The organism is Erythrobacter sp. S158, assembly GCF_057364915.1.
Genome location: NZ_CP200279.1, coordinates 1,117,234 through 1,143,870, shown reverse-complemented (window position 1 = coordinate 1,143,870; position 26,637 = coordinate 1,117,234). Strand labels below are relative to the sequence as shown.

24 protein-coding genes are annotated in these 26,637 nt (G+C 59.9%); 6 read left to right on the top strand and 18 right to left on the bottom strand.

The window, feature by feature from the left end:
* Window positions 1–8: 8 nt before the first annotated feature.
* From xrtA to AC0V6T_RS05675, 11 genes are all read right to left on the bottom strand, one after another.
* Entirely contained in the window at window positions 9–1,040 is a 1,032-nt protein-coding gene (gene xrtA, locus AC0V6T_RS05725; RefSeq protein ID WP_486125093.1) for an exosortase A, read from the bottom strand.
* A complete protein-coding gene (locus AC0V6T_RS05720) occupies window positions 1,030–2,256 on the bottom strand; it encodes a TIGR03087 family PEP-CTERM/XrtA system glycosyltransferase (RefSeq protein ID WP_486125091.1) in 1,227 nt (408 codons plus the stop codon). The genes xrtA and AC0V6T_RS05720 overlap by 11 nt, the downstream gene beginning before the upstream one ends.
* Window positions 2,257–2,269: 13 nt before the next feature.
* Window positions 2,270–3,331, bottom strand: coding sequence for a FemAB family XrtA/PEP-CTERM system-associated protein (locus tag AC0V6T_RS05715; RefSeq protein ID WP_486125089.1), 1,062 nt, complete (start codon window positions 3,329–3,331; stop codon window positions 2,270–2,272).
* Window positions 3,328–4,263, bottom strand: a complete 936-nt coding sequence (locus AC0V6T_RS05710; RefSeq protein WP_486125087.1) for an XrtA system polysaccharide deacetylase — start codon at window positions 4,261–4,263, stop codon at window positions 3,328–3,330. Before AC0V6T_RS05710 ends, AC0V6T_RS05715 begins: the two co-directional genes overlap by 4 nt.
* Before the next feature lie 3 nt (window positions 4,264–4,266).
* The gene (locus AC0V6T_RS05705) at window positions 4,267–5,427 is read right to left on the bottom strand and encodes an XrtA/PEP-CTERM system-associated ATPase (RefSeq protein WP_486125085.1); all 1,161 of its coding nucleotides are present in this window, start codon (window positions 5,425–5,427) and stop codon (window positions 4,267–4,269) included.
* Between the two features lie 20 nt (window positions 5,428–5,447).
* Window positions 5,448–7,067, bottom strand: coding sequence for a preprotein translocase subunit YajC (locus tag AC0V6T_RS05700; protein WP_486125083.1), 1,620 nt, complete (start codon window positions 7,065–7,067; stop codon window positions 5,448–5,450).
* A 2-nt stretch (window positions 7,068–7,069) separates the two neighbouring features.
* Window positions 7,070–8,050, bottom strand: a complete 981-nt coding sequence (locus AC0V6T_RS05695; protein WP_486125081.1) for a P-loop NTPase — start codon at window positions 8,048–8,050, stop codon at window positions 7,070–7,072.
* Between the two features lie 10 nt (window positions 8,051–8,060).
* Window positions 8,061–9,584, bottom strand: a complete 1,524-nt coding sequence (locus AC0V6T_RS05690) for an XrtA system polysaccharide chain length determinant (protein WP_486125079.1) — start codon at window positions 9,582–9,584, stop codon at window positions 8,061–8,063.
* A gap of 18 nt (window positions 9,585–9,602) precedes the next feature.
* Entirely contained in the window at window positions 9,603–10,244 is a 642-nt protein-coding gene (locus AC0V6T_RS05685) for an XrtA/PEP-CTERM system exopolysaccharide export protein (RefSeq protein ID WP_486125077.1), read from the bottom strand.
* Between the two features lie 174 nt (window positions 10,245–10,418).
* The gene (locus AC0V6T_RS05680) at window positions 10,419–11,651 is read right to left on the bottom strand and encodes a pyridoxal-dependent decarboxylase, exosortase A system-associated (RefSeq protein WP_486125075.1); all 1,233 of its coding nucleotides are present in this window, start codon (window positions 11,649–11,651) and stop codon (window positions 10,419–10,421) included.
* A complete protein-coding gene (locus AC0V6T_RS05675; protein WP_486125073.1) occupies window positions 11,651–13,195 on the bottom strand; it encodes an acyl-CoA ligase (AMP-forming), exosortase A system-associated in 1,545 nt (514 codons plus the stop codon). The genes AC0V6T_RS05680 and AC0V6T_RS05675 overlap by 1 nt, the downstream gene beginning before the upstream one ends.
* Before the next feature lie 25 nt (window positions 13,196–13,220).
* On the opposite strand from AC0V6T_RS05675, the gene AC0V6T_RS05670 reads away from it, so the two are divergent.
* The 4 genes from AC0V6T_RS05670 (at window position 13,221) to AC0V6T_RS05655 (ending at window position 16,129) form a co-directional block, all read left to right on the top strand.
* Window positions 13,221–14,243: a GNAT family N-acetyltransferase gene (locus AC0V6T_RS05670; protein ID WP_486125071.1), complete on the top strand. Its 1,023-nt coding sequence runs from the start codon at window positions 13,221–13,223 to the stop codon at window positions 14,241–14,243.
* A gap of 123 nt (window positions 14,244–14,366) precedes the next feature.
* Window positions 14,367–14,633, top strand: a complete 267-nt coding sequence (locus AC0V6T_RS05665) for a phosphopantetheine-binding protein (RefSeq protein ID WP_486128507.1) — start codon at window positions 14,367–14,369, stop codon at window positions 14,631–14,633.
* 87 nt (window positions 14,634–14,720) lie between these two features.
* Window positions 14,721–15,341 carry a hypothetical protein gene (locus AC0V6T_RS05660; RefSeq protein ID WP_486125069.1) on the top strand — a complete coding sequence of 207 codons (621 nt, stop codon included), beginning with the start codon at window positions 14,721–14,723 and terminating at the stop codon, window positions 15,339–15,341.
* Window positions 15,338–16,129: a hydrolase 1, exosortase A system-associated gene (locus AC0V6T_RS05655; protein ID WP_486125067.1), complete on the top strand. Its 792-nt coding sequence runs from the start codon at window positions 15,338–15,340 to the stop codon at window positions 16,127–16,129. The genes AC0V6T_RS05660 and AC0V6T_RS05655 overlap by 4 nt, the downstream gene beginning before the upstream one ends.
* Here the strand turns inward: AC0V6T_RS05655 and AC0V6T_RS05650 are convergent.
* The 7 genes from AC0V6T_RS05650 to AC0V6T_RS05620 all read right to left on the bottom strand — a co-directional run bounded on the left by AC0V6T_RS05650 (window position 16,126) and on the right by AC0V6T_RS05620 (window position 23,984).
* Window positions 16,126–17,331 carry a class I SAM-dependent RNA methyltransferase gene (locus tag AC0V6T_RS05650; protein WP_486125065.1) on the bottom strand — a complete coding sequence of 402 codons (1,206 nt, stop codon included), beginning with the start codon at window positions 17,329–17,331 and terminating at the stop codon, window positions 16,126–16,128. The genes AC0V6T_RS05655 and AC0V6T_RS05650 overlap by 4 nt on opposite strands.
* Window positions 17,322–18,713, bottom strand: coding sequence for an NAD(P)H-hydrate dehydratase (locus AC0V6T_RS05645; protein WP_486125063.1), 1,392 nt, complete (start codon window positions 18,711–18,713; stop codon window positions 17,322–17,324). Before AC0V6T_RS05645 ends, AC0V6T_RS05650 begins: the two co-directional genes overlap by 10 nt.
* The gene (locus tag AC0V6T_RS05640; protein ID WP_486125061.1) at window positions 18,706–18,972 is read right to left on the bottom strand and encodes a hypothetical protein; all 267 of its coding nucleotides are present in this window, start codon (window positions 18,970–18,972) and stop codon (window positions 18,706–18,708) included. The genes AC0V6T_RS05645 and AC0V6T_RS05640 overlap by 8 nt, the downstream gene beginning before the upstream one ends.
* Window positions 18,973–19,039: 67 nt before the next feature.
* Window positions 19,040–20,755, bottom strand: a complete 1,716-nt coding sequence (gene ilvD / locus AC0V6T_RS05635) for a dihydroxy-acid dehydratase (protein WP_486125059.1) — start codon at window positions 20,753–20,755, stop codon at window positions 19,040–19,042.
* A gap of 42 nt (window positions 20,756–20,797) precedes the next feature.
* Window positions 20,798–21,520 (bottom strand): N-formylglutamate amidohydrolase, encoded by a 723-nt coding sequence (locus tag AC0V6T_RS05630; RefSeq protein ID WP_486125056.1) that lies wholly within the window; start codon window positions 21,518–21,520, stop codon window positions 20,798–20,800.
* The gene (locus tag AC0V6T_RS05625) at window positions 21,517–22,329 is read right to left on the bottom strand and encodes a 4-(cytidine 5'-diphospho)-2-C-methyl-D-erythritol kinase (RefSeq protein WP_486125055.1); all 813 of its coding nucleotides are present in this window, start codon (window positions 22,327–22,329) and stop codon (window positions 21,517–21,519) included. The genes AC0V6T_RS05630 and AC0V6T_RS05625 overlap by 4 nt, the downstream gene beginning before the upstream one ends.
* A gap of 8 nt (window positions 22,330–22,337) precedes the next feature.
* Window positions 22,338–23,984, bottom strand: coding sequence for an electron transfer flavoprotein-ubiquinone oxidoreductase (locus AC0V6T_RS05620; protein WP_486125053.1), 1,647 nt, complete (start codon window positions 23,982–23,984; stop codon window positions 22,338–22,340).
* 451 nt (window positions 23,985–24,435) lie between these two features.
* On the opposite strand from AC0V6T_RS05620, the gene AC0V6T_RS05615 reads away from it, so the two are divergent.
* A complete protein-coding gene (locus AC0V6T_RS05615; protein ID WP_486125051.1) occupies window positions 24,436–24,861 on the top strand; it encodes a uracil-DNA glycosylase family protein in 426 nt (141 codons plus the stop codon).
* A gap of 89 nt (window positions 24,862–24,950) precedes the next feature.
* A complete protein-coding gene (locus AC0V6T_RS05610; RefSeq protein ID WP_486125049.1) occupies window positions 24,951–26,624 on the top strand; it encodes a lytic transglycosylase domain-containing protein in 1,674 nt (557 codons plus the stop codon).
* Window positions 26,625–26,637: the final 13 nt, after the last annotated feature.

Here is a 26,637-nt window from a genome sequence, read left to right as displayed (position 1 = left end):
TTGAGCGGTTAGCCCAATGCTCCTGCATCGACAATGCTCGCTGCGATTGCTGCAAGGATCACCATCGCGGCAAGGGCAGCAAACACGACGATTGCGCTGGACTGCCCTCGTCCCAGCGAGTGAATGAAATTAAACCGCGCGACGGCATCGGCAGTCCACCCATAGTCTTCGGGTTCACGATCGAAGTACCGCCACGCGGCGGACAGGATCAGAGCGACGACGATCGCAAAGAATATCCAACCATAGAAGATGTGATCAAATCCCGCTGCGAACTCCACCCCCTGGCTCTGCGCGATGAAGATGGTGCCCCAGGCGCGGATGCCGTTTGCGAGGATCGGGACTACGATCGATGCAACCATGAAAAGAGCGCGATGCGACCAGCGTTCGAACCGAGTGAAGCAGACAAGCACAGCTAGCGTCACCATGGCGATCAGAAACTTCACGCCAGAACACGCTTCGGCAACGACGAAAAGGCCTGCGGGAGTATCGATGTAAATGCCGTCGATTTGAGCCGGGACAGCGCTCCAGAGTGTAAGCGCGATTGCGATCTCGGCGGTGATTGCCTGAAGCGGCGGAATGATCTCATCACCAAATGGAACGAGGAACACGGCGAAAGCAATTGGCAGAGCGATAACCAGTGATGCTCTCGGACCGATTGCCGCGACCACCATGCCCTGAAGCATACCGACCGCTCCCGCGTGAGCAATCAAGTTGATCCCGCTCGCCCTGCCTACGAGCCATAGTCCAAGCCCCCCCACCACAATCGCGATACCGGGCACCCATGGCCGCGGAGAAATCTTTGCCAGTTCGCCAAGCTTGATCGCCACAAGCCAACCGATGATCAGCGGGACCAAAACGATGTGCGAATATGTGTCGATGTTCCACCACTGGTGCAGCATCTCGCCCCACTCGCGCGCCGCCAGAGCGATCAACGCTAACGACGAAGCAGCCAGAAGGCTGAGCGCCTTTCGCCACTCGACCGAAATCGTTGCTCCGCTCGCAGATGGATTGTTCGAATGGGAGAGAGCCTCAGGCGGCATCGCGCGCGTCCTCGCCCTTGCCCTTTACGAGAGCTTCCAGTGGCGAAAGCATCGCATCCCAGGAATGGTTCTCCAAAACGAACTGCCGCGCCGCCTTGCCGATCTTCTCAGCCACAGCGGGGGCTTCAACAATCTGGGAAGCGCGAGCGGCCATTGATGCTGCATTCGCCTCGCACACGAGCCAGTCGCTGCCATCCTGGGCGTCGATCCCTGCCGCAGCCTGCGGGGTAAGCAGCACGGGCCGCGCCATCGCCATCGCTTCCAGAACTTTGTTTTGGACTCCCCTTGCGATGGCGAGGGGGGCTACAACGCAGGTAGCGGCGGCAAGAAACGGTCGAACGTCCGGCACTTCACCCCAGACCTTCGCCCCATTTACGCCATCGCGCGCCAGCAATGCCCTAGTCGGATTGCGGCCGACCACATGGAATTGCGCTCTTGGTTGAAGTTGCTGGATTGCAGGCAGTAACTCAGCGATCGCCCACAGAGAGGCTGCTTCATTGGGCGGATAGTCCATCTGGCCCGTGAAGACGAAAGTGGGTCCCTCGGCACCTGACAACTCTTTATGCGGGACGACTTTCGCAGCATCGAAAGCATGCGCGTCGATCCCATTGCCGATGACCTTCACCCTCGCCATCGAAGGGGACTGCAAGCGCGAGCAGAAAAGCTCAGCCTCATTGTCGCTGATAAGGACTGTCGCCTCAGCACGGCGTGCCAGCCTTTCTTCTTCGCGCGCCAGCAATCGGCCTTCGCGTTCGTTCAGCCAGACGCGCTGTCCGGATGCCGCATAACTTTCAAATTTCGCGCTGTCGACATCGCACAGATCGACGATTACCCGGCCGGAAAAATCAGCTGGAATGTATTGTCCCATCTGCCCCGAAAACACGACGATGGTATCTATCGCTTGCGATGAGATCGAATCACGAACCCATCTCTCCAGTTTCGGGCTATGGAACGCGGTAAGGCTTACCGGCTTTCCCGAAAGCACCGCTTCCACGCCCGCAAGAACGAGCGGCTTGCTGCGATTGGCAATGAAGTGTGATTTAGCCAGTGCTTCGAGTTCGGCAACCCCATCCCAATCCTCCTCACTCTCAGAGAAGGCGCCGACATGAACCGGCGCAATTTCCGCGAGCTTCCAGAGCAGGTTCGCGCTGCGGATCTTGTCGCCTCGATTGGGCGGAAACGGGACCCGGTGTGCAAGGAAGAGAATATCGCCCATCACGGCACTCCCATCACGCCAGATCGCGCGCGATCAGCGGGCCGACGCTGTTCGTAATGGGTAGAGGGAGTTTCTTCCAAATCGCGATTTTGCGTGCATAGGCATCGCTCGTCGGATCGACATCGCGCGCTTCCTCCCCCGGCGCTGTCCAGGTCGAATATGTCAGGGGTTCAGGCTCAAATCCCCAGTTCTTCTTGAACCGATAAGGACCACTGCCCGTTTTGGAGCGGCCAAAATCGAAGCGATGCATACCCTTGCGCCGGGCGTTGAGCATCAGCTCGTAATACATCAGCTCATTGGCTCTTGCATCGCGAGCACGGTGCTTGCCGCCGCCCCAGAAAGGCAGGACCGCGCCATCGTGATAAAATGACAGAACGCTGGAAATTGGTTTGCCGTCTTGTTGGACGGTAAGAACATCGCTGCTGTCTGGAAAGGCGTCGAGCATCGCCCGGAAGAGCCGCTTTGGGAAAACCGGCGTTCCAAGGTTTCGCACACTTTCGGAGTAAACAGAATAATGAGCGGCCAAATCCTTCGGGCCCCGACCGATGTTGACCTCAAGCCCGTTCTTCAGACCCTTGCGAACCTCGGCCCGTGCTTTGCGAGGGATGGCCAGCAATTGTGCCTCATCGTCATCAGCCAGAGCACGTTCGAACCCGCAGTGCTTGTCGGAAACTGGTTCCCAGCCTGACGGAACCGGACCACCACGCATCTCGGCGCTCGCAAAGCCGTAAAGCAGAGCGTGGTTTTCGACCGCACGCGCCAGAACTCGTGCCGCTTCGTCGCTTTCGGCGAGAATTCCCCCGCCGACCCCAAATCCACTTGAGACAAGCGCCTGCCCAAACAAAAGCGAGCGAACCTCGGTTAGCGGAACCCAGCCCGTTATGGCGCCCAATTGCTCAGTGATGAAACCACTCGCCCGGTGTCCTGAGGCGCCTTCTGCTGCTTTCAACCACTGCGGCAAATGAAAGACGCTTCCTCCTTGCTCACGCACGAAGCCGTCAATTCGCCGCGACAATCGGTCGTCAGACAATTCGACTAGCGATGCAGAAACGGACATATTGAGCGGCGCGTTCACGGAGCCGCTCCAGCTGTGTCGGAATCCTTCGTGAAGGGTACTGCCCGTCGAGCCTCACGGCGCGCAAGCTCGTCCATGCGCCCCCAGTTGAATTCCGCGACAAGGTTGGAAAGCTTGCCGGCCATCTTGTCGAGGTTGGTGTAGTGGCGCAGCTTTGAACGGATCGGCGCGTTGTCTACGCGCGGCTGATCAGGATCGACCTCCCATGGATGGAAGTAGAAAACCGCGGGACGTTGATCCACAAGGTTGACCTGCCGGATGGCCCAGCGCGAGAATGCGTAAGGCAGCACACGGAAGAACCCCCCTCCCCCCGCACCAACGCGGCGCTTGCCTAACATGGCTGTGGTGACTGGAATCTCCACGAGTTCCGACCCTTCAACAGGACGAAATGCAAAACGAGGCGCCTCGCGCCAACCATAATGGTCGTGCGTGACCGGCGCGACGCTCGACGAATAAGCGTAGCCTTGCTCCGCAAGTTCGTCGAAGGCCCAGAGCGAACGTTGATCGATCGAAAAGCTTGGTGCGCGATATCCGGTCACCTTTTGGCCAGAGCAATCCTCAAGGATCTCGCGCGCCTTGCGAATGTCGTCGGCAAACGCTTTGCGCTCAAAGGTGAAGACGCGCGCATGGTCGTAACCGTGGCTGGCAATCTCGTGTCCGGCGTCGACAATTTGCTTGATCATCGATGGATGGCGCTCAGCGATCCAACCAAGCGTGAAAAACGTACCTTTGACCCCGGCCTCGCCAAAAAGGTCGAGAATTCGTGCGATGTTGCCTTCGACCCGCGTGGCGATCGAGCTCCAATCTGCGCGGTCAATGACAGTTTCGAATGCGCCCACCTGAAACCAGTCTTCGACATCGACTGACAGGCCATTCGCTATTGCGCGGCCCTCGATCTTGTCGCTCTCTGAAAACGGATTAGGCGCGTTCATAGGTCAGGCGGCCTCGCGTGACGTATCGTCCTCAAGCCATTCGATGAGCATGGTCAGCACGTGCCGAAACGAGCGTTCCTGCTCCTCAAGGCGCGATTCAATCCGCTCAAGCGCCGCGCCCAGTTCAGCTTCAGCCTCCTGCGCTCCGGACAATGGCGATGCATCCGCCGCCTGCAAATCGCTGATTGCGGCCTCAAGCTCGGCAGTGCGAGCGTCCCGCTGAGCAAGGAGAGCCGCAACTTCGGTCGCCGGCACGCTGTCGATGTCCTGCTCCTGAGCAGGCTGCACTGATTGACCTGACACGGCAGGCTCAATGCTCAAGGGGCTCGGTTCAGCGCTGGATCCGCGCGCCTGGTCAGCGTTCATCTCGGCCATGACCGCTTCGAGCATCTCGCTTCCAACCATGTCCTTTTCTTCAATCGCGCCCAGCAGCAGCAGGCGGTTCATGACCTGGTTCACGCGGCGCGGGATACCGTCAGTCGCCTTGTAAAGCGCCTCAAGCAGCCCCTCTTCGAACGGTGGCCGTTCGTCCCAGCCAACGTGCCGCAGGCGGTGCAAGATATAGTCTTCGACTTCATCTTCATCGAGTGCTTCGAGGTGGTGCGAGGCGATGATACGCTGGCGCAGCTGGTCAAGGTCAGGATGATGCGCCAGCGTGCGGCGAAACTCTGGCTGCCCTAGCAACAGGCTCTGCAGGAGCGGATGCGCGCCCAGCTGGAAGTTGGAGAGCATGCGCAGCTCTTCAAGAGCGGTGAAATCGAGGTTCTGACATTCATCGACGACGAGTAGGCAGCGACGCCCCTCGCGGGCCTCGTCCTGAAGGAAACGCTCTATCGCGCCCAGTGCGCCTGCCTTGTCGCGCCCTTCGACAGCAAGGCCGAAAGCTTGCGCGATAACGTGGATCAATTCTTCGCCATCGAGAGCGCTGGTGACGACCTGTGCAACGGTGAGTGCTTCTGGGTCGATGCGCTCCATCAGGTGAGCGACCAGCGTCGACTTACCAGCACCAACCTCACCGGTGATGACGATGAAGCCCTCACCCTGGTTCATGCCATAGCCGAGATAGCTCATGGCTTTCTTATGGCTTGCGCTCTCAAAATAGAATTGCGGGTCCGGCGTTAGCTGGAATGGGCGTCCGCTGAAGCCGTAATATTGGTCGTACATTTCAGGTCAGCTCCGTGGGCTTAGAAATTGTAGCGCAGGCCAAGCAGCGCGGTTGCGGTGGCAAAGTCTTCGGCGGTGAATTCGCTATCGAAATAGTCGACTGCCAAAGCAGCGCGCGCAGACAGACGCTCGCTAATGGAGCGATTGTATGCGGCTGAGGCGCCGATAGCGGTCAGATCGTTGCCGGGCGTGCCAGCCTCGAACCAGTTCACGTAAGCATTTGCCTGGAGGTTCGCGTTGCGGCCAAGCTGCCGCGTGAGCGCTCCGGTGACGTAATAGCTTTCATCGCGCAGGCCATCGGCAGCTTCGAGCGCGCTTCCAGCAGCGGCGATGAAAGTGCGACGGTCATAACCTGCGCCAAAAGCTGCGGTGAGACGGCCCATCTGGCGCTGATACGTTGCGTTCACGCCGCGACCTCGGAAAGCTGCGGAGCGAACCGAGCCGAACGAGTTGACGAGACCCGGAGTCTCCCCGCCGGAAACCAGCCCACCAAAGTCACCCGTGACCGGATTACGATTAGCCACAAAATCGCTCGAAAGGCCGGACAACGCATTGTTGAGCACGCCGCCAAAGCCGCTGATCCCGTCATAGACCGAAATGCTCAGAGCACTGCGACGGCTGGGGATGTAGGTGAAATTGCCGTAATAGGTGGTGCTGTCATAGCGTTCGCCTACACGCGCCTCCAGCGACGTGCGTGTCGAAGGACGCCAAAGAACGCCGACGTCCCAGAGCAACCCATCGACATCAAAGGCGACCAATCGCGGCGAAGTCCGGTCGGTGACAACTCGGCCATCTGATCCGATGACCGGATTGCCTGCAGCATCACGCAGTGCGTCGCGGCTCGAAACCTCAACATCCTCGTAGCCAACGCCGCCCACCAGCGCGAGGCTGGGCGACACCGGTATGGTCACGTCTCCGCGAACGAAGGTGTCGCGCACGCGCTGGTCGAGATTCGATATGTCTTCCTGGAACCCGCCAGCAGTCACTGCAAGGCCAATGGGGAGCGGATCGCCGACACGTGTGCCCGCACGGATCTGGCCCTGGTAGGTCACAGAATCGTCAAAGATATCAACCGGATTGCCAGCCTGATCGATCACCGCGTCGTTGGCTTCGAACCGGTTGTAGCCAACACGCGCAAACCCCGAGACGTCGACAGCGCCGAGGCGTGTCGCGATCGTCGGTCCTGCATAGAGGCTGTAGATCTGGCTGGTCGCATCATCGCTCACCAATGGGTTGGGCGAGACGGCACCTCCGGTGTCGACGCGGGTGCGACTGGCGAGTGCGCCAGCTTCAAGCGTCAGCGCACGCGGAATGACCGAAAGATAGCCGCGCGCGATCCCGCTGATCGTATCTGTGTCGACCGCGTCGCCGTAGCCGATATTGCGCTCGTAACGGACCGATACCGAAGCGCCGCTGTTGCGCCCCTGTGCGTTGACATCCACCCCGGCTGCGATCTGCGTAAAGGTGAGGACTTCATCGCCCGGAGACAGCTCGGCAGTGAGGATCTGGCTCACTTCGATATATGGCTGGATAGTCACCGCTCGGCCGTCACCGGCCGGTTGCTCAGATTGGGCATGCGCCGGCATTGCAGCCGAGAAAGCCGCGCATCCGACAAGGAGCTTTCCTCGGAAGAACCGCATGATCATTCCTCCCCTTCGCCATAGTCGCCAAAGCGGCGACCTGACGGGCTGAATTGCGCTGCGTTGAGCAGCAGCTTGATATCTGGGCAGGCCGAAAGGAGCTGACGTGCATCGTCGAGCGCAGCGCGGCTCGTTTCGTCCGCGCGGACGACAAGAAGCGCTTGCCCGACATAAGCTGCAAGTTCCGCTGCCGGAGACGCGGCAAGCGCAGGCGGCGTATCGAAAATCAGGAAACGGTTGGGCGCGCCGCGCGTGAGGCGATCAAGCACCTCGCCGGTGCGAGCGCTTGTCAGGTATTCGGCATCACGGGCGCTGCCAGTCCCTGCCTGCATGACGAAAAGCCCATCAATATCAGTCGGCGAAACAAGGTCCTCTGGATTGATAGAGGCATCTGCCAGCGCATCCATTAATCCTGCGCCCTGTTCGATACCAAGGCGGCGCGAGACAGATGGATTGATCACGTCGGCGTCGACGAGCACCACTTCGATATCGCGCTCGGCAGAAAGAGCGAGCGCAAGGTTGGTCGCGCAATAAGTCTTGCCCTCACCGGAATGCGGCGAGCATACTAAAACTCGTCGCGACGGGTCGTCATTGGCTGCGCGTGCGTCGGCGAGCAGCTCTCTTTTCACGATCCGGAACTCTTCAAGCAGGCCGGTAACGGGTTCTTCTGGAACGATAAGGCCTGCATCGCGCAGTTTGTCGCGCTCAATTGAAAGGCGCTGCCCCTTAAACGAGACGGACTTCTCAATCTTGGGCGCGTGCGGAGCTGCGGCTTGCGTTGGTGCAGAACCGGGCGATGTAGGACGCGTTTCTGGCGCTCGCTGAAGCCGCTGCGGTGGGCGTTTCGCTTTCGGCAGATTGCCTGGCACTGCAGCTGGCCCGATCTGGTCGAGGCCAAAAGCCGCATCGGCACGCTCGAACAACGAAGCGCTTTTGTGAGCGCGCTCGGCTGACTTGCGATCGATCTTGCTATGCTCTGTCATGCCTGCCTCCTCACGCGATCGTTCCGACCGAGACAATCTCGATCGCCAATAGAACAACAAGCACGCCGAACAGGCCGGCGCTCGCACCTGCAAACTGCTTGAGACGGCGGCGGCGAAGTGCCTTGGCGGTTTCGGACAGTGTCAGCGAAATGGACCCGATGACCGGTAGCCCCATTGACCGTTCCAAGCTCTGCGAGGTTGAATAGCTAGAGCGCAGCTGACCGATGACATAGGCAACCCCGGCACCAACTCCCACGCCTACAAACAGCACTGCGATCAGCAGCAGCGGGCGGTTGGGTGCGGAGGGTGATTGCGGGACGACTGGCGGGTCGACCAAATCGAACTTGAATTGGCTTGTCTCGTCGATCACGTCGCCGCGCGTGCGGAGTTTTTCGCGATCTTCCAGAAGCCGCTCGTAGTTTGTGCGCAGCACATCATAGTCGCGACTGATGCGGTTTGCCTCTGCTGCAACGGCTGGCTCAGTCGCTTGGCTTGCCGCAAGCGACGCGAGATTGGATTGGACAGCGGCCCGGCGCGCTTGCAGCGAATCGATGGTCGCCTGGCGATCGGCGCGAAGAGCCACCAGCTGAGAGTAAGCAGGGTTTGGCGAACCCGTGACGTCGCCCGGACCAGCGGCCGCTACCTGGCGGCTCAAGATATCGACCTGTCGACTGGTCGAGACCACATCGGGATGTTGGTCGGTAAGGCCACGAGACCGCAATTCAGCCAGTTGTGATTGTGCCTGCAAAAGCGCGGCTTGCGGGCCAACCGCCCCCGGACCACCTGCGATAGTGCGCGGGGTTGAGGCGATCTGCGAATTCATTTGTGCCAGCGCGCTAGATGCCGCCGCAAGGTCTGCGTCTATATCGCGAAGCTCTGCTCGGGCCTGCTGTACGCGCGATGAGAGCGAAGCCGAACCACCCGCAAGATCGGGGTATTGCGCTTCGAAAGCGAGGCGGCGTTCCTCGGCCTGCTCAAGCTCAAGCTTGCGCTCTTCAAGTTGGTCGTTGAGGTCAGCAATGGCTCCGCTAACCTGTGCGCGGTTGCCTGAGATGTGCTCCTCGCGAAAGATGTCGAGCAGCTTCTGGACGACATTGCGAGCCAATACGGCGTTTTCCGCATCGCTAAGACTGCGAACGCCAACCTCGGCGGTGATCGAGAACAGATTGTCCTCTTCACTTTCAACCTTCACATTCTCAGCAAGGCGAGCAATCGCGGTATCCATCTCGCTTCGCTGTGTGATGTTCTCGCCAAGCTTGGTCGCAGTGATGACTTTTTCCAAATTGACCGAGCCCAGCAGCGTCTGGCGCACTTCGCGGATTTCCTCCTGACCATCACCAGCAATGCCGAGTTGTTCGGATAGGACATCGTCCACGTCGACGTAGATGCGCGCTTTGAATTCGTATGAATTGGGGATCAGAGCCACCACAAGCCAACCCAGGAGGCACACACCCCAAGCCACGGCCAACGCCAGCCAACGGCGATGCCAGACCGAATAGAGCGCTGTGCGCAGTTCGTCGAAGAGTTCGTTCATCCTCCCGTCCGAGCTCCCTTAGAACCGGCTTTCAGGGATGATGATGGTATCGCCCGGACGCAGCATGACGTTGGCAGTACTGTCACCGCGCTTCAAAAGGTCGGAAAGGCGCAGGCGGTATTCCTTCTGCGTCCCAGCGTCCCGATCGATACGCAGCAGCTTGGCGCGATTGCCAGCAGCAAATTCACCCAGACCGCCGACAGCGATCATTGCATCCAGAACCGTCATGTTGGCGCGGTAAGGCAGCGATGCTGGCTGCTCGGTCGAGCCGACAACACGGATCTGTTGGTCAAAGGTCGAGTTGAACTGGTTCACAATCACCGAGACGATTGGCTGCTCAATATATTGAACGAGCTCGTCTCTGATGTCGTTCTGCAGCTGGGTCGCTGTCTTGCCAACAGCAGGCATGTCGCGAACAAGCGGGATCGTGATCCGGCCGTCGGGACGAACCTGAATTTTCTCAGCGCTCAGTTCGGGATTTCGCCAGACGTGGATCGTCACCTCGTCGAGCGGGCCAATGATGTACTCTTCGCTAGGTTCGCTTTGTCCGGCAGCATAACTGGCCGATGGCAGCTCTGGCCCACCAGCGCCGCAGGCCGCGACAGCGAGGGATGCAAGAGAGATTCCCGCGAAACGGGCGAGAGACAGCGAATTGGGCATCGATACGTATCCTTGGCCAGATGTTGCGGCCCCGGATCGTCATGGCAGGAGCGACCTGCCTCACCCGGGTACGCGAATGACCCGGAACTTCTCGCCGATAATGGTGAACATATTGTTAGTGATACGCGCCAGATTGGCCCCCTATCCCGTTTCGGGACAGGCGTCTGGCGAACCCTAAACGAGCATTTCCGCTGCCGGTCCGTGGCCCAGAAAGTTCTCCGGACTCGCCGTAGCTCCGTAGGCTCCAGCGCAAAAGACAGCTACTAGGTCCCCGACCTCAGCCCGCGGCAACAGCGCTGCATCGGCCAGTCGATCAAGCGGTGTGCAAAGGCAGCCAACGACGTTAACCACGTCGTCGCCTTCGCACCCAAAACGGTTAGCGATGGCGACCGGATAATTGCGCCTCACCACGGTTCCGAAATTGCCGGACGCGGCCAATTGATGGTGCAGTCCGCCATCAGTGACGAGATAAGTCACGCCGTGGCTAACCTTCCGATCGATCACACGGCACAGATAAACTCCCGCCTCACCAACGAGATAGCGGCCAAGCTCAAGGCATAGCTCTGTGTCACTGAGGCTTTCTGGAAGATCGGCTGTCCGTTCTTTGAGCGCATTGCCGACCGCAGGTAAGTCGAGCGGCTCATCGCCAGGAAAATATGGGATACCGAAGCCACCACCCATATTGAGCTTTGGCAGGCCTTCGCCGATATCATTGCTGATCCGTGCAGCGAGGTCGATGACGTTACCTTGCGCTTCGATAATTGCATCGGCGCTAAGAGCCTGACTGCCTGTGAAAATGTGCAAGCCGCGCCACTCGGCACCACCATCGATCAGCGTCTGAGCGAGAGCGGGCACACGTTCCGCGTCAACACCAAATGGCTTTGCTCCCCCGCCCATCTTCATGCCCGAGCCCTTGAGCTCGAAATCCGGATTTACGCGTATCGCGATCCGGGGCGCTTTACCGACACGCTGAGCAATCGCGAGAGCGCGCTCGCCCTCACCCTCGGATTCGCAGTTGAGCGTTGCGCCTGCGACGATCGCCGCTTCAAGCTCATCATCGCGTTTGCCTGGTCCTGCAAAGCTCACACGAGACGGATCGATGCCCGCTTCCTGAAGCTTGGCCAACTCTCCAGAAGAGGCGACGTCGAAACCATCGACCAGTGGAGCCATGTGAGCAATAACAGCAGGGTGGGGGTTTGCCTTGACGGCAAAGTTTACTCCGATGCGCTTCGGCAATGCGGCGCGCAGTTCGGCCATGCGCAGATCAAGATGCGACCTGGAGTATACAAACAGCGGGGTCCGACCGGCTGCCTCGACGAGGTCGGACGCGGTATGCCCACCAATGACAAGCTCGCCGTCAATGGCATCGTATCCTTTCGGTATGGGGCCAACCGGCTTGGTCTTCATCACGCGCTCTCCCCAACCAGCTCGCGATAAAGCGCGGTTCTGTCGATCTTGCCGTTCGGATTGAGCGGCATTACCTCAAGCCAATGGATCGCCTGTGGCTGCATGAAATTTGGTAGCTCCTTGAGCAGCAGCTTTGAGAGAGACGCTTGCTCTGCATCGTCTGTGGTTCCCCGCACAACAAGATGGACCGCATGGCCCAAACGGTCATCGGGAATGCCAAGCGCGACCGCTTCGGCCACCAGATCTGTCGCGATTGCCGCTTCTTCAATCTCCTGAGGGCTGATCCGGTTGCCAGCGCTCTTGATCATCGCATCACGCCGACCGACGAAGTAGAGAAGGCCGTTCTGCGCCCTCTTCACACGGTCCCCCGACCAGACGGCAACGCCTCCATACTCTGATTGCGCAGGAGCGGGTTTGAAACGCTCTGCTGTACGTTGGGGGTCTTGCCAGTACCCTTGAGCCACCAACGGCCCGCAATGCACTAGCTCACCTTCTTCCTCGGGCGCCGCGAGAGTGCCAGCGTCATCAATCACCATGATCTCCGCGAATGGAATGGCGGTCCCCATCGAAGTCGGGTGCTGATCGACGAGCGAAGGCTCGAGAAAGGTCGAGCGAAACGCCTCGGTAAGGCCGTACATCGGGAAAAGATCAGCAGTTGGGAATATCCTGCGCAAGTCGCTCACCAAGTCAGTGGTCAGCGCGCCCCCACTGTTGGTGAGACGGCGCAGCGAAGAGCTGGCTTCTTCGGGCCAATCCAGCTCGGTCAATTGGACCCACAACGGGGGAACGGCCGCCAGTGTCGTGATCTTATGCTTGGCGCATGCTTTCGCGACGTCGCGGGGGAACAGAAAGTCCAGCGGAACGACGCAGCCACCTGCATACCAAGTCGAGAGGAGTTGGTTCTGCCCGTAATCGAAGGAAAGCGGCAACACGGCCAAAGTCACGTCGTCAGATACCATGCCAAGATAACCGGCCACACTCACCGCGCCGAGCCAGAGATTGGCGTGGCTGAGCATCACTCCCTTAGGCCTGCCGGTCGAACCGGAGGTGTACAAGATCGCACAAAGATCGTCCGTATCCGCATCCGAAGGACCGAGCTTGGCGCCTGTGGCATAGGCCGCTTCCAAAGCTGCCTTCTCTTCAAGCAGCGAACAGCTGTCAGGGCTGTCTCCCGCTTCCAGCGATTTCAGTCGTGAGCCCGTCCCGATCAGCATCTTCGCGCCGCTATCGGACAGGATGTGTGCCACTTGAGCGCGTTTCAGCAACGGGTTGATCGGGACGTGAACCTTGCCCGCTCTCGCAGCAGCGAGCGGCAAAAGGCACGTCAGCTCGCCCTTGGAAGCCCAACTTGCGACCCGTGCCCCTGGCTCGGTGACTTCTTGCGCAATCCAACCGGCTAACAGTTCGACACGCTGTCTTAACTGATCGTGGTTAAGCACAGCCTCGCGAAGCACCAGTGCTGGGGCATCGCCTTTACCAATCGCAGCTGCCCTCTGGGTGAGGTGATCGATCGGATAAGGTGTTGAATCGAGGGTTTCGTGCATCGGTGTCCAGAAGGATTGAATACGAGTGATCGAAGCGCGGTATCACGACAGGGTTAACGTCTTGCAAGAGGTCTTTGCAAAAGGATCTCTCGCGCCGAGCGCCCCTTTTGATCGTGCAGAATGGTACTCCCTTCTCGCCGAGACAGGCCTGACCCCGCTGATTGCCATCGCGTCAGACGCAGATAAGTCAGCTGCCCTGGCGCTCACTGAAAATGATGGCCGGATCACACCATTGCGTAACTGGTACAGTTTCACTTGGCGTCAGCTCGCGCCTCAAGGAAGCGATGGTGACCGCCTTCTCGCCGAAATTGCCAAGCAGCTAAGGCAGCGCGCGCACCGCGTTACGCTGGATCCTGTGCCTGACGAGGACGGCTCAGCGACCAGGCTCGCAAAAGCATTTTCAAAGGCTGGCTGGAGAGTAGAGGTCACGCATCAGGACACCAACCACGTCCTTCATGTGAACGGTCAGACTTTCGACGAATACTGGGAAGGCCGGCCTGGCATGTTGCGGACAACGCTCAAGCGCAAGGCGAAGAAGGTTGAAACTCAGGTTTTTACGCATTTCGATAAGAACCTTTGGGCGCATTATGAGGCGATCTACGATTCCAGTTGGAAACCAACTGAAGACCAACCCTCAATGCTCCGCCAGTTCGCTCGCGAAGAAGCCTCAGCGGGTCGGCTTCGCTTTGGCATCGCCCATCATGACGGTCAGCCTGTAGCAGCTCAATGCTGGACCGTGGAAAATCGGACAGCGTACATCCACAAGCTCGCGCATCTCGAAAGTGCGCGCAATCTTTCCGCGGGGACAACGTTAACAGCAGCATTGTTCAGGCAAGTGATTGACATTGACGGCGTCGATCTCGTCGATTTCGGTACCGGCGATCAAGCCTACAAAGCCGATTGGATGAACGCCGTGAGACCGCGTTACCGGATAGATTGTCTGGATCTATCAAGCCTGCACGGCTGGCTCGATCTTGCCCGCCAGACCGCGCGCCGCCTCACTGAACCAGAAGTCCCTGCGCTTGCGCCGTACCCGCCGCACGGTTAAGGGCGCGGGCCAAGAGTTATGCAAACCGCCCAACAGCCAGCGGCGCCCCAGTAGGATCGATCAGAAATGAGCACTTCTTCTGCGACCGGAGAAACTCCTGAAAAGGCCGCAACTGGCCTTGCGATGAGCCGCGCAGCGCTCGACACTGAACTCAAGTCAATCATTTCCGATGTTCTGGGGATAGACGAAGAAACCGCGAGCGCTCTCGAGGATGAAAGCGGCCTGTTCGGTCATCTGCCCGAACTCGATTCCATGGCAGTTGCCGGTCTTCTGACCGAGATGGAAGACCGGCTCGATATCGTGATCGAAGACGACGATGTCGATGGCGAGATGCTGGAGACCTATGGCGGGCTCTTGGCTTTTGCGGAAGGCAAGCTGGCAGAGCGCTGACGCACGCCCCAAGCGACACAGCGCATGATATCAAACTGGAAAGCCCCCCTGCCTAGCGGAAAAGTCTCGGAAGAGATGCTGCTCTCCATGGATCAGGGACGCGCGAAACGTGTGCTGATCTTACCCGCATGGTTTGACGAAGCCAACAAGCTGCGCCGCTTTACTGTCGAGGCAATGCGGGCGCTCGACGAGGCTGGAGTTGACAGTTTCCTGCCCGATTTGCCCGGGACAAATGAAAGCCTAGCTCCCTTGGAAGCGCAAACGATCGCAAGTTGGCAAGCGGCAGCAAAGGAAGCGGCGCTGCACGCGTGCGCGACAAACGTCCTCGCAATCCGCGCTGGCGCGATTATCGCCCCGGAGGACCTCCCCGGATGGCATTACGCACCTCAATCCGGTCCAAAGCAGCTTCGTGCCATGCTGCGCGCACGAATAATCGCGTCGCGCGAAGCTGGGATCGATGAAAACAGCGAAGGGCTCATAGAGACTGGCCGAAGCGAGGGGCTGGTTCTTGCTGGATGGCGAATTGGCGCTGAGATGCTGCGCGAAATGGAAACGGCTGAACCCAGAGCAGTTGAGGCTCAGAAAACGATTGTGCAGAAAGAACTCGGCGGCCCGGGATTGTGGCTGAGGGCAGAACCTGGCGAGGACGAAGCACAGTCAGCAGCGCTCGCCGCAATCGTGTCAGGCGGCAGGAATGAGTGCGCATGAGCCGGCTGCAATTCCAGTTCGGCTGCGGGAGCCTCAAGCTTGCAGGAACGCTCGATACCGCTCCGGGAAGCACTGGTTTGTTGCTGGTGAGCGGCGGCAACGAAATCCGCTCGGGCGCTTTCTCGGGCCAGTCTCATCTTGCAGCGGCAATCGCTTCAAAAGGCTTCCCCGTTTTCCGCTTCGACCGGCGCGGCATCGGAGCGAGCGAAGGCGAAAACCGCGGCTTTCGGTCATCGGCCAAGGATATCCGCGCAGCGCTTGAGGCTTTTCGCGGCATGGTCCCGCAAATGGACCGCGTGTTCGCTTTCGGAAACTGTGATGCCGCCTCTGCCTTGATGCTTACACAAGGCGAAGGGCTAGAGGGCCTAGTTCTTTCCAATCCGTGGACCATCGAGAGCGACGAGCACGAAGGCGAATACGCCCCTACTCACACGCCGGATGCTATCCGCGCGAGATATGCTGAAAAGCTCAAGAACCCACGAGAGATAGCGCGCCTGCTGCGCGGCGGCGTTGATCTCAAGAAACTTGGAAAAGGTCTTGTGTCATCCTTGCGGCCTGCCCCTGCGCCGACGACACTCGCGCAGGAAATGCAAGCGGGCCTCAGCGCGTTCGAAGGGCATGTCACCATCCTTCTCGCGACAGCAGACCGAACCGCACAACTGTTCGAAGCGGCATGGGACGAAACCGACCGCCGAATCCAACGGTGTGAAGGCGCGGGACACTCCTATGTCGATGACGAGCACCGCGACTGGCTCGAGGCGCAGATCCTCGCCGCTTTGCGCAGTTAGCGTCTAAAAACACTCACGAGTTCGACATGCGTCGACCAGCGAAACTGACCGACTGGCCGCAGCGTTTCGAGCTGGTAACCAGCCTCACACAACACCGCTGCATCGCGCGCCCAGCTCGACGGGTTACAGCTTATATAGACGGCACGCGGGCAATCGCTCTTGGCAAGTTGAGCTATCTGCGCCTTCGCCCCTGCCCTTGGTGGATCCAGCAGCACTCCGTCAAACCGGCTAAGCTCCTCTGCCTGAAGCGGGTTTCGGAAGAGGTCACGGTGCGTAGTCAGAACGCGGCCGCCTGACCTCGCTGCGGATGCTTTGCACGCCAGATGAGCCGATCGATCCGCCTCGACAGCCAGAACCTTGCGCCCCTCAGGCCCGCTTCTCGCGAGACCAAAAGCGAATGTTCCGAGACCAGCGAAAAGATCAGCCACGATCCGCGCGCCGCCCAAAGCGATCCGTGCGTCGGATACCATCAGATCTTCGGCATCCTGAGTCGCTTGGAGAAATGCCCCTGCGGGCAACGCAACGGGTATGCCTGACAGCGAAACCGTTGCCGGTTCTGGTTCCCACACCGTCTCGGGACCATAGCCCTGATCGATGGTGAGCCGCGCGAGAGCATGCTCGCGCGCCAAATCCAGCGCTCCTTCAGTCGCCGCAAGCCCCTCCAACGGGAAATGAGACAGTCCCACATCGACGCCCTGATCGCAAAGGGTCAAAGTGATATCGACGTTCCCCTTGGGACCATGCTTCGCGATGAAACCTCGCATTGCTGGAATGAGTGACGCGAGTTCAGGCCTAAGCACCGGACACTCAGCCAGATCGACAAGCCGATGTGAACCTGCTTCACGAAAACCAAGGACCGCGCCGTTTGCGGTCCTAAGGCCATGAAGCGAAGCCCTGCGTCGGCTTTGAACAGAAGAGAGATGTTCGGTCAGAACTTCGTCGACCTCTACGCCCTGCCCTAGCGCTGCATTGATGACCCGATCGCGAACAAAAGCCCGCAACATCTGCTCATCCGCATGTTGAAGCTGGCAGCCTCCGCAGACTGCAAAGTGGCGGCACGGAGGATCAACATGATGATCGCCCCGCTCAATCGCTCCATCGGCTAAGATCGTATCGCCTGGTACGGCGAAAGCGACGTGCTGCCCTGAGGCAGTCACGCCATCTCCTTTTGCTGCGAGGCGAACGATCTCGTTCACAGGCACTCCGCCAGCGCGCCAGGGACGGCATGAGCAAGCTCGAGCGGTGTGAAAGCAGCGCCGCATCGTTCGGCAGCCCTGCCGTGCAGCCAAGCCGCTTCGCAGGCTGCATCGAATGGCGTGGCACCTGACGCTATACGGCTTACCGCGATCCCCGCCAAAACATCTCCAGTTCCTGCAACCGAGAGCCATGACGGCGCGGGCGGCAACAAGGCGATCCGACCGTCTGGCGCAGCGATCACGCTATCTGGGCCCTTGGCCAGAACCACCATTCCGCTTGATCTTGCCAGAGCCATGGCCCGGTCGCGCTGGCTTTCTGCAATGACGCTGAAAGCCCTGAATAGTGCTTCAAGTTCTCCATCATGAGGCGTGGCGAGAACCGGCAAATTTTCTGGCAACATCTCTGGTCGGAGTAGCACCAAGGCGTCAGCGTCGAGGACCATTGGTTTTCCTGCCGACAAAACGCTCGAAAGTCGATCACGCGCTTCCTCGTCGCGTCCCAAGCCTGGGCCCAACAGAACGGCGTCTATCCGCTCGTCAACCATTGCATCAGCCAATGGCGAAGTATCGACTACCAATCCGGGGTCGGTGCGCTGCTGAGCCTGTGTACCAAGCAATTTCACGTAACCAGCGCCGCTCCGCATGGCGGCTTCTGTAGCGAGAATGGCAGCGCCGGGCATTTTGCCACCCACAATTGCCGCAAGGCCCCTGCGATATTTATGCGCGTCAACAGCGGGCGGTGATAGTCGAGGCTTTGTCACTACCTGCGCCGCGCCCTCGACAGGCTCGACGCCAATTGGAACCAGGCGTCTCGCCCCCATTTTCGGGCGTCCTGGAAGCAGCCAGTGTGCGAATTTCCACGCGCCAAGTGCGAGGGTGACGTCGAAATCTGGCAGCTTGTCATTGAGAAGCGCGCCAGTATCGCTCGCAGTGCCCGATGGCACGTCGATTGCGACGTTGAAGGCGTGACGCTCTGCCAGGTCGCGGAGAAGAAGAGCATGTTCGCCTGACAGCGGGCGGGATAAGCCTGAGCCAAACAAGCTATCAACAAAGACGTCCGCACCCCGACCCCTGCCAGAGGTTTGAACAGCGCCTCCCCACAGGTTGCGCGCCTGTTTTGCTGCGTCGGTCTTCGGTTCTACCGGCGCAATCACGGTCACCTCGTTGCCCGCCTCACGCAGATGGTGAGCGATGACATAGCCATCGCCGCCATTGTTGCCAGGGCCGCAAAGGACGGTAACGCTGCGACCGGCAGCCAACCGCCTGATCCATTCAGCGGCCCCTCCTGCGGCGACTTCCATCAATTCGAACACGCTTGTGCCGGTGTCGAAAATCCGTTGCTCGGCGGCCCGCATCTCAGAGGCAGAAAGAACCTGCGCGTTACTCATTATTCGCACCAAAAATCAGCGCCTTGTCGACACGATATACGTCATTCTCGACAGCGAATTCCAGCGGATCGCCTTGGCTGATGATTGCGACTTCGGCAGACCCATCGATAGATACAACCGCGCCTCCCTCCTCGCCGTGCTCGATCTCAAAGCGACGGAAACCGCCATTTGGCCCGTGAATGACAAATCGCTGCGAATTCAGGCGCTCAAGCACGCATTCGTTCGAATAATCCGCACCGGACCCTATCGCGCAATCCACCAAATCTCCTTGTGGCGCAGGACTCCCGGTGCCGCAGGCGGCAAGAGCGAACGTGCTCAAGGCTATACTAGATATCCGCAAACACATGGGTCTCAGACTTGGCGCCCGGATGGGTGAGCGCTCCGTTTCGCGCGGACCCGACGTTCTGCGCATAGCGCCACAGCGCGCCCGACTGATAGTCGTTTGTGCGCGGCTTCCATGCTTTTCGGCGTTCTTCAAGCACGCTTTGGTCGACCTCCAGGTCGATCGTGCCAAGCTCGGCATCGATGCTGATCGTGTCGCCATCCTCGACGAGAGCGATCGGTCCGCCATCCGCGGCTTCAGGGCCGACATGACCGATACAGAAACCACGCGTAGCGCCTGAGAACCGCCCATCTGTGATGAGGGCGACTTTCTCTCCCATACCCTGGCCGTAAAGCGCAGCGGTGGTGGCGAGCATTTCGCGCATTCCGGGCCCGCCCTTGGGACCTTCGTAGCGGATGACGATGACGCTGCCTTCGACTATGGCGCGCTTCTCGACCGCCTCGAAGGCATCTTCCTCGCATTCGAATACGCGAGCCGTGCCGGTAAATTGCAAACGTTCCATCCCGGCAACCTTTACGATCGCACCTTCGGGCGCGAGCGAGCCCTTAAGCCCAACCACACCGCCGGTCGGGGTGATCGGGTTCCTTACGTCGTAGAATACCTTCTGATCGGGATTCCACGTGATTTCCTCGAGGTTTTCGCCCAGCGTCTTGCCGGTCACAGTCATCGGCTCGGGATCGAGGAACCCTCCTTCGAGCAGTGTCTTCATACCCATGTAAACGCCGCCTGCTTCATGCATGTCCTTTGCGACGTACTTACCGCCGGGCTTCAGGTCGGCGATATAGGGGGTGGACTTGAAAATCTCGGCGACGTCGAACAGGTCGAAGTCGATGCCCGCCTCGCTCGCCATAGCAGGCAGATGCAGAGCGGCATTGGTGGAACCGCCAGTCGCTGCGACCACGCGCGCGGCATTCTCGAAAGCGGCGCGCGTGCAGATGTCGCGGGGGCGCAGGTTGCGCTCAAGTAGAACCATCACCTGCTCGCCCGCGGCGCGAGCGATTTCTTCACGCGACCTGTAAGGAGCAGGAGCCATGTTGCTGTTCGGTAATGACAATCCGATTGCCTCACCCACGCAGGCCATCGTGTTGGCCGTGAACTGGCCGCCACAGGCTCCGTGTCCGGGGCACGCAACCTTTTCGAGCTCGATCAGCTCCTGAAGCGGGCAATTTCCTGCCGCGTGCTGGCCCACGGCCTCGAACACATCGACGACGGTCACGTCCTTGCCGCGATGAGTGCCTGGCAGGATCGAGCCACCATAGACAAAAATGCTCGGCACGTTGAGCCTCAGCATGGCCATCATCATTCCGGGCAGGCTCTTGTCGCATCCGGCAAATCCGACAAGCGCATCGTAACAGTGACCGCGCACCGAAAGCTCGACGGAGTCCGCAATGACCTCACGGCTTACCAGCGAGCTCTTCATGCCCTGATGGCCCATCGCGATCCCATCTGTAACCGTGATGGTGTTGAAGCGGCGCGGGGTCCCTCCCCCCGCAATGACGCCTTCGCGGCAGATGTTCGCCTGCGGATCGAGCGTTGTGTTGCAAGGCGCGGAATTGTTACCAGCACTGGCCACGGCAACGAAGGGGCGTGCGATTTCTTCCTCGGTCATGCCCATCGCGTAATAGTAGGAACGGTGGGGCGCGCGTTCAGACCCGACCGAGACGTGGCGGCTTGGCAATTTGGACTTGTCGAAGGACATTTTGTTTCCCGTAGAGTTCGATCCGGGTAACAGCCTGTGCCGCTAGTCGAGCGCGAGCGCAACCCTTCCACACACATCGGCGATCATGGCAGCCCAGCGCGCCTGGTCTGCGCGGTTCGAAATCAGATCCTGTCTGACTTCGACAGCGCAATAGGGTCGCCCGTGCGCCTCCGCATGCCGGTTCATCGTCGCGTTGAGTTCCTTGCCCGAGTAAGGCTCGTTATCGCCTACATTCAGGCCCAGTTCTCCGAACAGTCGGATGGCATGGCGAGCGGCGCGGTCGTCTTCATTGTAGAGAAGGCCAACTTCCCAAGGACGTTCCTCAGTGCTGGTCTCCAGTCGAGGCGTGAAGCTGTGAAGCGAGATGATGAGCTCGGGGGCCGCCTCGTCCAACCACTTGGCCAAGGCTTCGTGATAGGGCCGGTGATATCGATCCAGACGCGCTTCTACGTCCGCGCCAATATTGCCAGGGATCAAGTGCCCATCACTTTCGGTCGGTACGACCTTGGGATGGTCTTCCTCACGGTGCAGATCCACCACCAGACGGCTGATAAGCGCCATGTGAGCCGGAATACCGTGCCGCCGAGCCATTCGTGCGGCAACACCGGCGACGCCGATGTCCACTCCGATATGCGTTTCCACCTGATCGGCAGGAATTCCAAGCGGAAGGTCATCGGGCACGAAGCTCGACGCATGGTCTGCCACACACACCAGCCCGCCTCGCTTCAAGTCGCCGATTTGCTTGAACACCTGTCCGTCGATCATCTCAATTTCCCTGTTAGCAGCCACCAGTCGGGGCGCTTTTTTCTAAGCCGCTCGGCAGCGTGATCACGCGCGGCTTCGTCGTCATACAACGCAAAACAGGTGGCTCCTGATCCCGACATGCGGGAGAGCCATGCTTCGCCATTCGCAAGTGCGTCTAGCACATCGCTGATGGGAGGGCACAATTCGAGCGCGGGCGTGGTGAGATCATTGCGCCCTTCGAGGGCGATCTCACGGGCCGAGCCTTCAGGCAAGGCGCCACGGTCGCGGCCATCCCACGCCTTGAAAACTGGGCCAGTGGCTAGTGGAACACGCGGATTGACCAAGAGCACCGGCGTACCTGCCAGATCCTGTGGAGCGCGCTCCAGTTCGGTCCCGGTGCCTCGCCCAACCACCGTTTCACTTCGTACACAGCACGGCACGTCGGCGCCGAGCTTTGCCGCGCGAGACTGCCAATCGTCAGGCAAGCCATGCATTTGCTCCACCAACCTGAAGACAGCGCCCGCATCGGCAGATCCGCCACCGAGACCCGCCGCGACAGGCAGGTTCTTCTCGAGGGTCATATCGAGCCACTGAGCTCGGGGAAGCACCGCGAGCGTTTTGGCAACGAGGTTGTCGAGCGGGTCGTCGATCCCGCCTGCAAACTCACCCAGCGTGGTCACCCGGTCCTGGTCAGACACTCGCGCACTAAGCACATCGCCTGCATCGACGAAGGCGAACAACGTCTCAAGCTCATGATAGCCATCCTCGCGCCGCCTGCGGACATGCAGCGCGAGGTTGATCTTGGCATATGCGGTTTCGCTGATCGCCAAGAGGCGCGTCACATGTTCGGGTAGTTAGGCCCGCCCCCGCCTTCCGGGGTCACCCAGTTGATGTTCTGGTTAGGGTCCTTGATGTCGCACGTCTTGCAGTGGACGCAGTTCTGAGAGTTGATCTGGAACTTGGGCTCTTTGCCCTCCTCTTCGATCCACTCATAGACACCCGCCGGACAGTAACGCGCAGAGGGGCCGCCGAAGACCTTAAGCTCGCTTTCGCGCTGCAAGTCGCGGTCGCCGACCTGCAGGTGGACCGGTTGGTCCTCCGCATGGTTGGTGAAGCTGAAAGCGACGTTGGTGAGGCGATCGAAGCTGATTTCACCATCAGGCTTGGGATAGTCGATCTTTGGGTAGAGATCGGCCCGGCCCGTCATAGTGTGGTCCTTGTGGTGCTTCATGCTTATCGGCAGGCCGATCTTGAGCGTGCGCATCCACATATCGATCCCGGCAAGTGCGGTGCCGATATCGCCGCCATACTTGGCAACGGCGGGCTGAGCGTTCTGAACCTTCTTGAGTTCGTCGGCGATCCAGCTGGAACGCACCGCGCTGTCGTAATCCATCAGCTCGGTCTTTTCGTCGCCAGCCGCAATCGCAGCGGCAATGCTCTCGGCTGCCAGCATGCCGCTCTTCATCGCGGTGTGGCTACCCTTGATGCGCGGCACGTTGACGAAGCCAGCCGCGCAACCAATCAAGGCGCCCCCCGGGAAGGCAAGCTTCGGCACTGACTGCCAGCCGCCCTCGTTGATAGCGCGCGCGCCATAAGCGACGCGCGTCCCGCCCTCGAGGTATTCGCGGATCGCAGGATGCTGCTTCCAGCGCTGAAACTCTTGGTAAGGCGAAACCCACGGGTTCTTGTAATCAAGCGCGGTCACGAAGCCGAGCGCAACCTGACCGTTCGCCTGGTGGTAGAGGAAGCCCCCACCCCAGCTATCGCTTTCGGTGAGCGGCCAGCCTTGCGTGTGGATCACGCGGCCCGGCACATGCTTGCTCGGATCGATGTCCCACAGCTCCTTGATGCCAAGGCCGTAGACCTGCGGCTGACAATCGGCCTCAAGGTCGTACTTCGCCTTCATCAACTTGGTGAGCGATCCGCGCGCGCCCTCGGCAAAAAGCGTGTACTTGGCGTGGATCTCCATGCCCGGCTGGTAATCGGGCTTGTGCGAACCATCGGCGGCAACGCCCATGTCCTGTGTGATAACGCCGGAGACGCGGCCCTGCTCATCGAAGATCGGAGCGGAAGCCGGGAAGCCGGGGAACACCATCACGCCGAGAGCTTCGGCCTGTTCACCAAGCCAGCGGGTCATGTTGCCGAGCGATCCGGTGTAACAGCCGTGGTTGCTCATCAGCGGAGGCATTATCGCGTGCGGGAGCGAAGTCTTGCCGCTCTTTGAAAGCACCCAGTGCCAGTTATCGGTCACCGGCGTTTCTGCCATCGGGCAATCCATGTCGCGCCAATCGGGGAACAGCTCGTTCAGCGCCTTGGGATCGACGACCGCGCCTGAGAGAATGTGCGCTCCGATCTCGGAGCCTTTCTCCAATACGACAACCTCAAGCTCTTCATTGATCTGCTTGAGTTTGATCGCAGCTGACAGGCCGGCCGGCCCGCCACCCACAATCACGACGTCGCATGGCATTGATTCGCGTTCGCTCATCAGCTTTTTTACCCCAATGTAGTTGTGCGCACCCGTTTGCGCATATCTGTCGCAATGCACTTGCTAACGAGGGGTCCGACAGTCAAGGCCTGCCTTCAAGACTATGAAAGCACCTGCATCCTCCCTGAAAGACCAACTCGATGCCACTTTGGACTGGTGGCGAATGGCAGGTGTCGATTGCGACTTCGCCGAGGACGCTACGTCATGGCTTGGTAGCATGGATGCAGTTCCAGAGGCTGACACTGCGCCAACAGCGTCGCCAAGCGCGAAATCTGCGTCGTCAGAACCTGTCCCGGCACCTAGTCCCAAAATTCAGCTAAGTGATCTTCTTGGGCCCAATCCACCAGCAGATCTTGATGGTTTCCGCCAGTTCTGGCTCGAGGCACCCGGCCTAGACACCATTGGGCCGCGTGGTCGGGTTCCGCCGCGAGGCGCTGCGAGGCCCGAGTTGATGGTACTGGTCCTCGATCCCGAAGAGCGAGACAGCGACAGGCTCCTGAACGGCACGTGCGGCCAATTGCTCGACCGCATCCTGACGGCGATGGGATTGTCCGAAGATGCCGTCTATCTTGCATCCGCTCTGCCCCGTCACACGCCGATGGCCGATGCCGCCACCATTGCCGCCGCGGGAATGGACGCTGTCACGCTCCACCACATCAGCCTCGTCGCCCCTAAGCGCCTGATTGCCTTCGGTTCGAGCATCCCGCCGTTATTGGGGCACGAGTTAACGAAAGACGTATCGTCTTTACGCGAAATCAACCATGAGAAGCGAAGTGTACCGCTGATGGTGAGCGAGGGGCTCGATGCCATGATGGCAATGCCCCGCCTCAAGGCCAGGTTTTGGCGGAGATGGATGGAATGGTCAGCCGATCTATGACGACTTACGGTTTGCGAGCCTCAATTGTTGGGTTCGCTGCGGCTTCCACTCTCGCACTTGCTCCTGCTGCCTTTGCGCAATCCTCTAACATGGTGGCGCAATATGAGCGCGCCCACGCAGCAAGGGCCGCAGTACCTCAAGTCCTGAGCGACGAGGAACGCGCGCATTACCGCTCGCTTTTTGCCGCGATCGATAGCCAGCAATGGGACGACGTCCGTGCGCTGCTAGAACGCCGTGACAATGGCCTCCTCAATCAGCTCGCATTGGCTGAATTCTATACCCACGCTAACAGCCCGCGAGTTTCATCTGTGCAAGTTGAGCAGTGGTTCGAGGACGGCGTCGAGCTTCCGCAGGCAGAGCAATTGGGCCGGATCGGCGCCAATCGCGGGCTTGAGTGGCTTCCTCAATTTCCCGAAGCGCAGAGCTTTGCGCGGCAGCCCTCCGCCACCAAGCGCATTCGCCCGCGCACCGTCGACGACGGTTCGATCACACCGCGCTCCAAGGATGCGATCCTCAGCGCAATCCGCAATGATGACCCGGTCGGCGCGCATGCACAGCTTGTCGAGATCGATCCATACCTCAGCGCAGAAGCGCGCGCCGAGTGGCGGCAGCGTGTGGCGTGGAGCTACTATATCGAGAACGACGACCGGAACGCGCTCATGCTGGCGCAGACGGTTTCCGAAGGTTCGGGTGCCTGGGTTGCAGAAGGCGAATGGGTCGCAGGCCTTGCATCGTGGCGCCTTGGCGATTGCTCGATCGCGGCGGATGCCTTCGAGCGTGCCGCGTACCAATCGACCAATGTCGAACTCACATCTGCTGCCCATTACTGGGCTTACCGCTCGCTTGTACGGTGCGGTGACCCAGATCGTGCGCAGCGCCACATCGATGCCGCGTCCCGCTATGACGAGACGCTGTACGGAATGCTCGCAATCGACCAGCTGGGCATCGAGGTTCCGACAGCGGCACCGGCTGAGCCTTTTGACAGTGCAGACTGGAACGCGATCTCCGACCGCAAGAACGTGCGCATCGCTGCTGCCCTGATCGAGATCGGTCGCCCGGGCCTTGCCGACGAGGTTCTTCGCCATGAAGCGCGGATCGGACGGGCGCAGGACTATCCTGCGATAGCGCGACTTGCTCGAACGCTTGGCCTGCCATCGACGCAGCTGTTCATGGCTCACTACACCCCATACGGAGTGCGAGCGGATCGTTCCTTGCTCTATCCAGTAGCCGGATGGCAGCCACGCACCGGATGGCGCGTCGATCCTTCGCTTGCCTTCGCACATGCCCTCCAGGAGTCAGGCTTTCGCACCCGCGCAGTCAGCCCCGCCAATGCGCGCGGTCTCATGCAGATCACTCCGATCACCGTGCGGCAGCACGCCCCGCGCCTCAACATGAGCGCATCCTACGTCGACCTCAACGATCCCGAGGTGAACCTCGCATTCGGGCAGCGCAACCTTGAGATGCTTCGCGACAATCCGGCGACGCAAGGGCTGCTCCCCAAGATCATGGCCGCTTACAATGCAGGCCTCACTCCGGTCAGCCGCTGGAATTCTGAGATCAACGATCAGGGCGATCCGCTGCTCTGGATGGAGTCGATCCCCTATTGGGAGACGCGCGGCTATGTCTCGATCGTAATGCGCAACTACTGGATGTACGAGCGCGCCGCCGGCGTTACCTCGCCCAGTCGCCGCGCCCTTGCACAAGGTGAGTGGCCTGTGTTCCCCGGCGCATACCATTCGCGCTCCGCGAGCCTCGAGCGATAGGGACGGATCGACG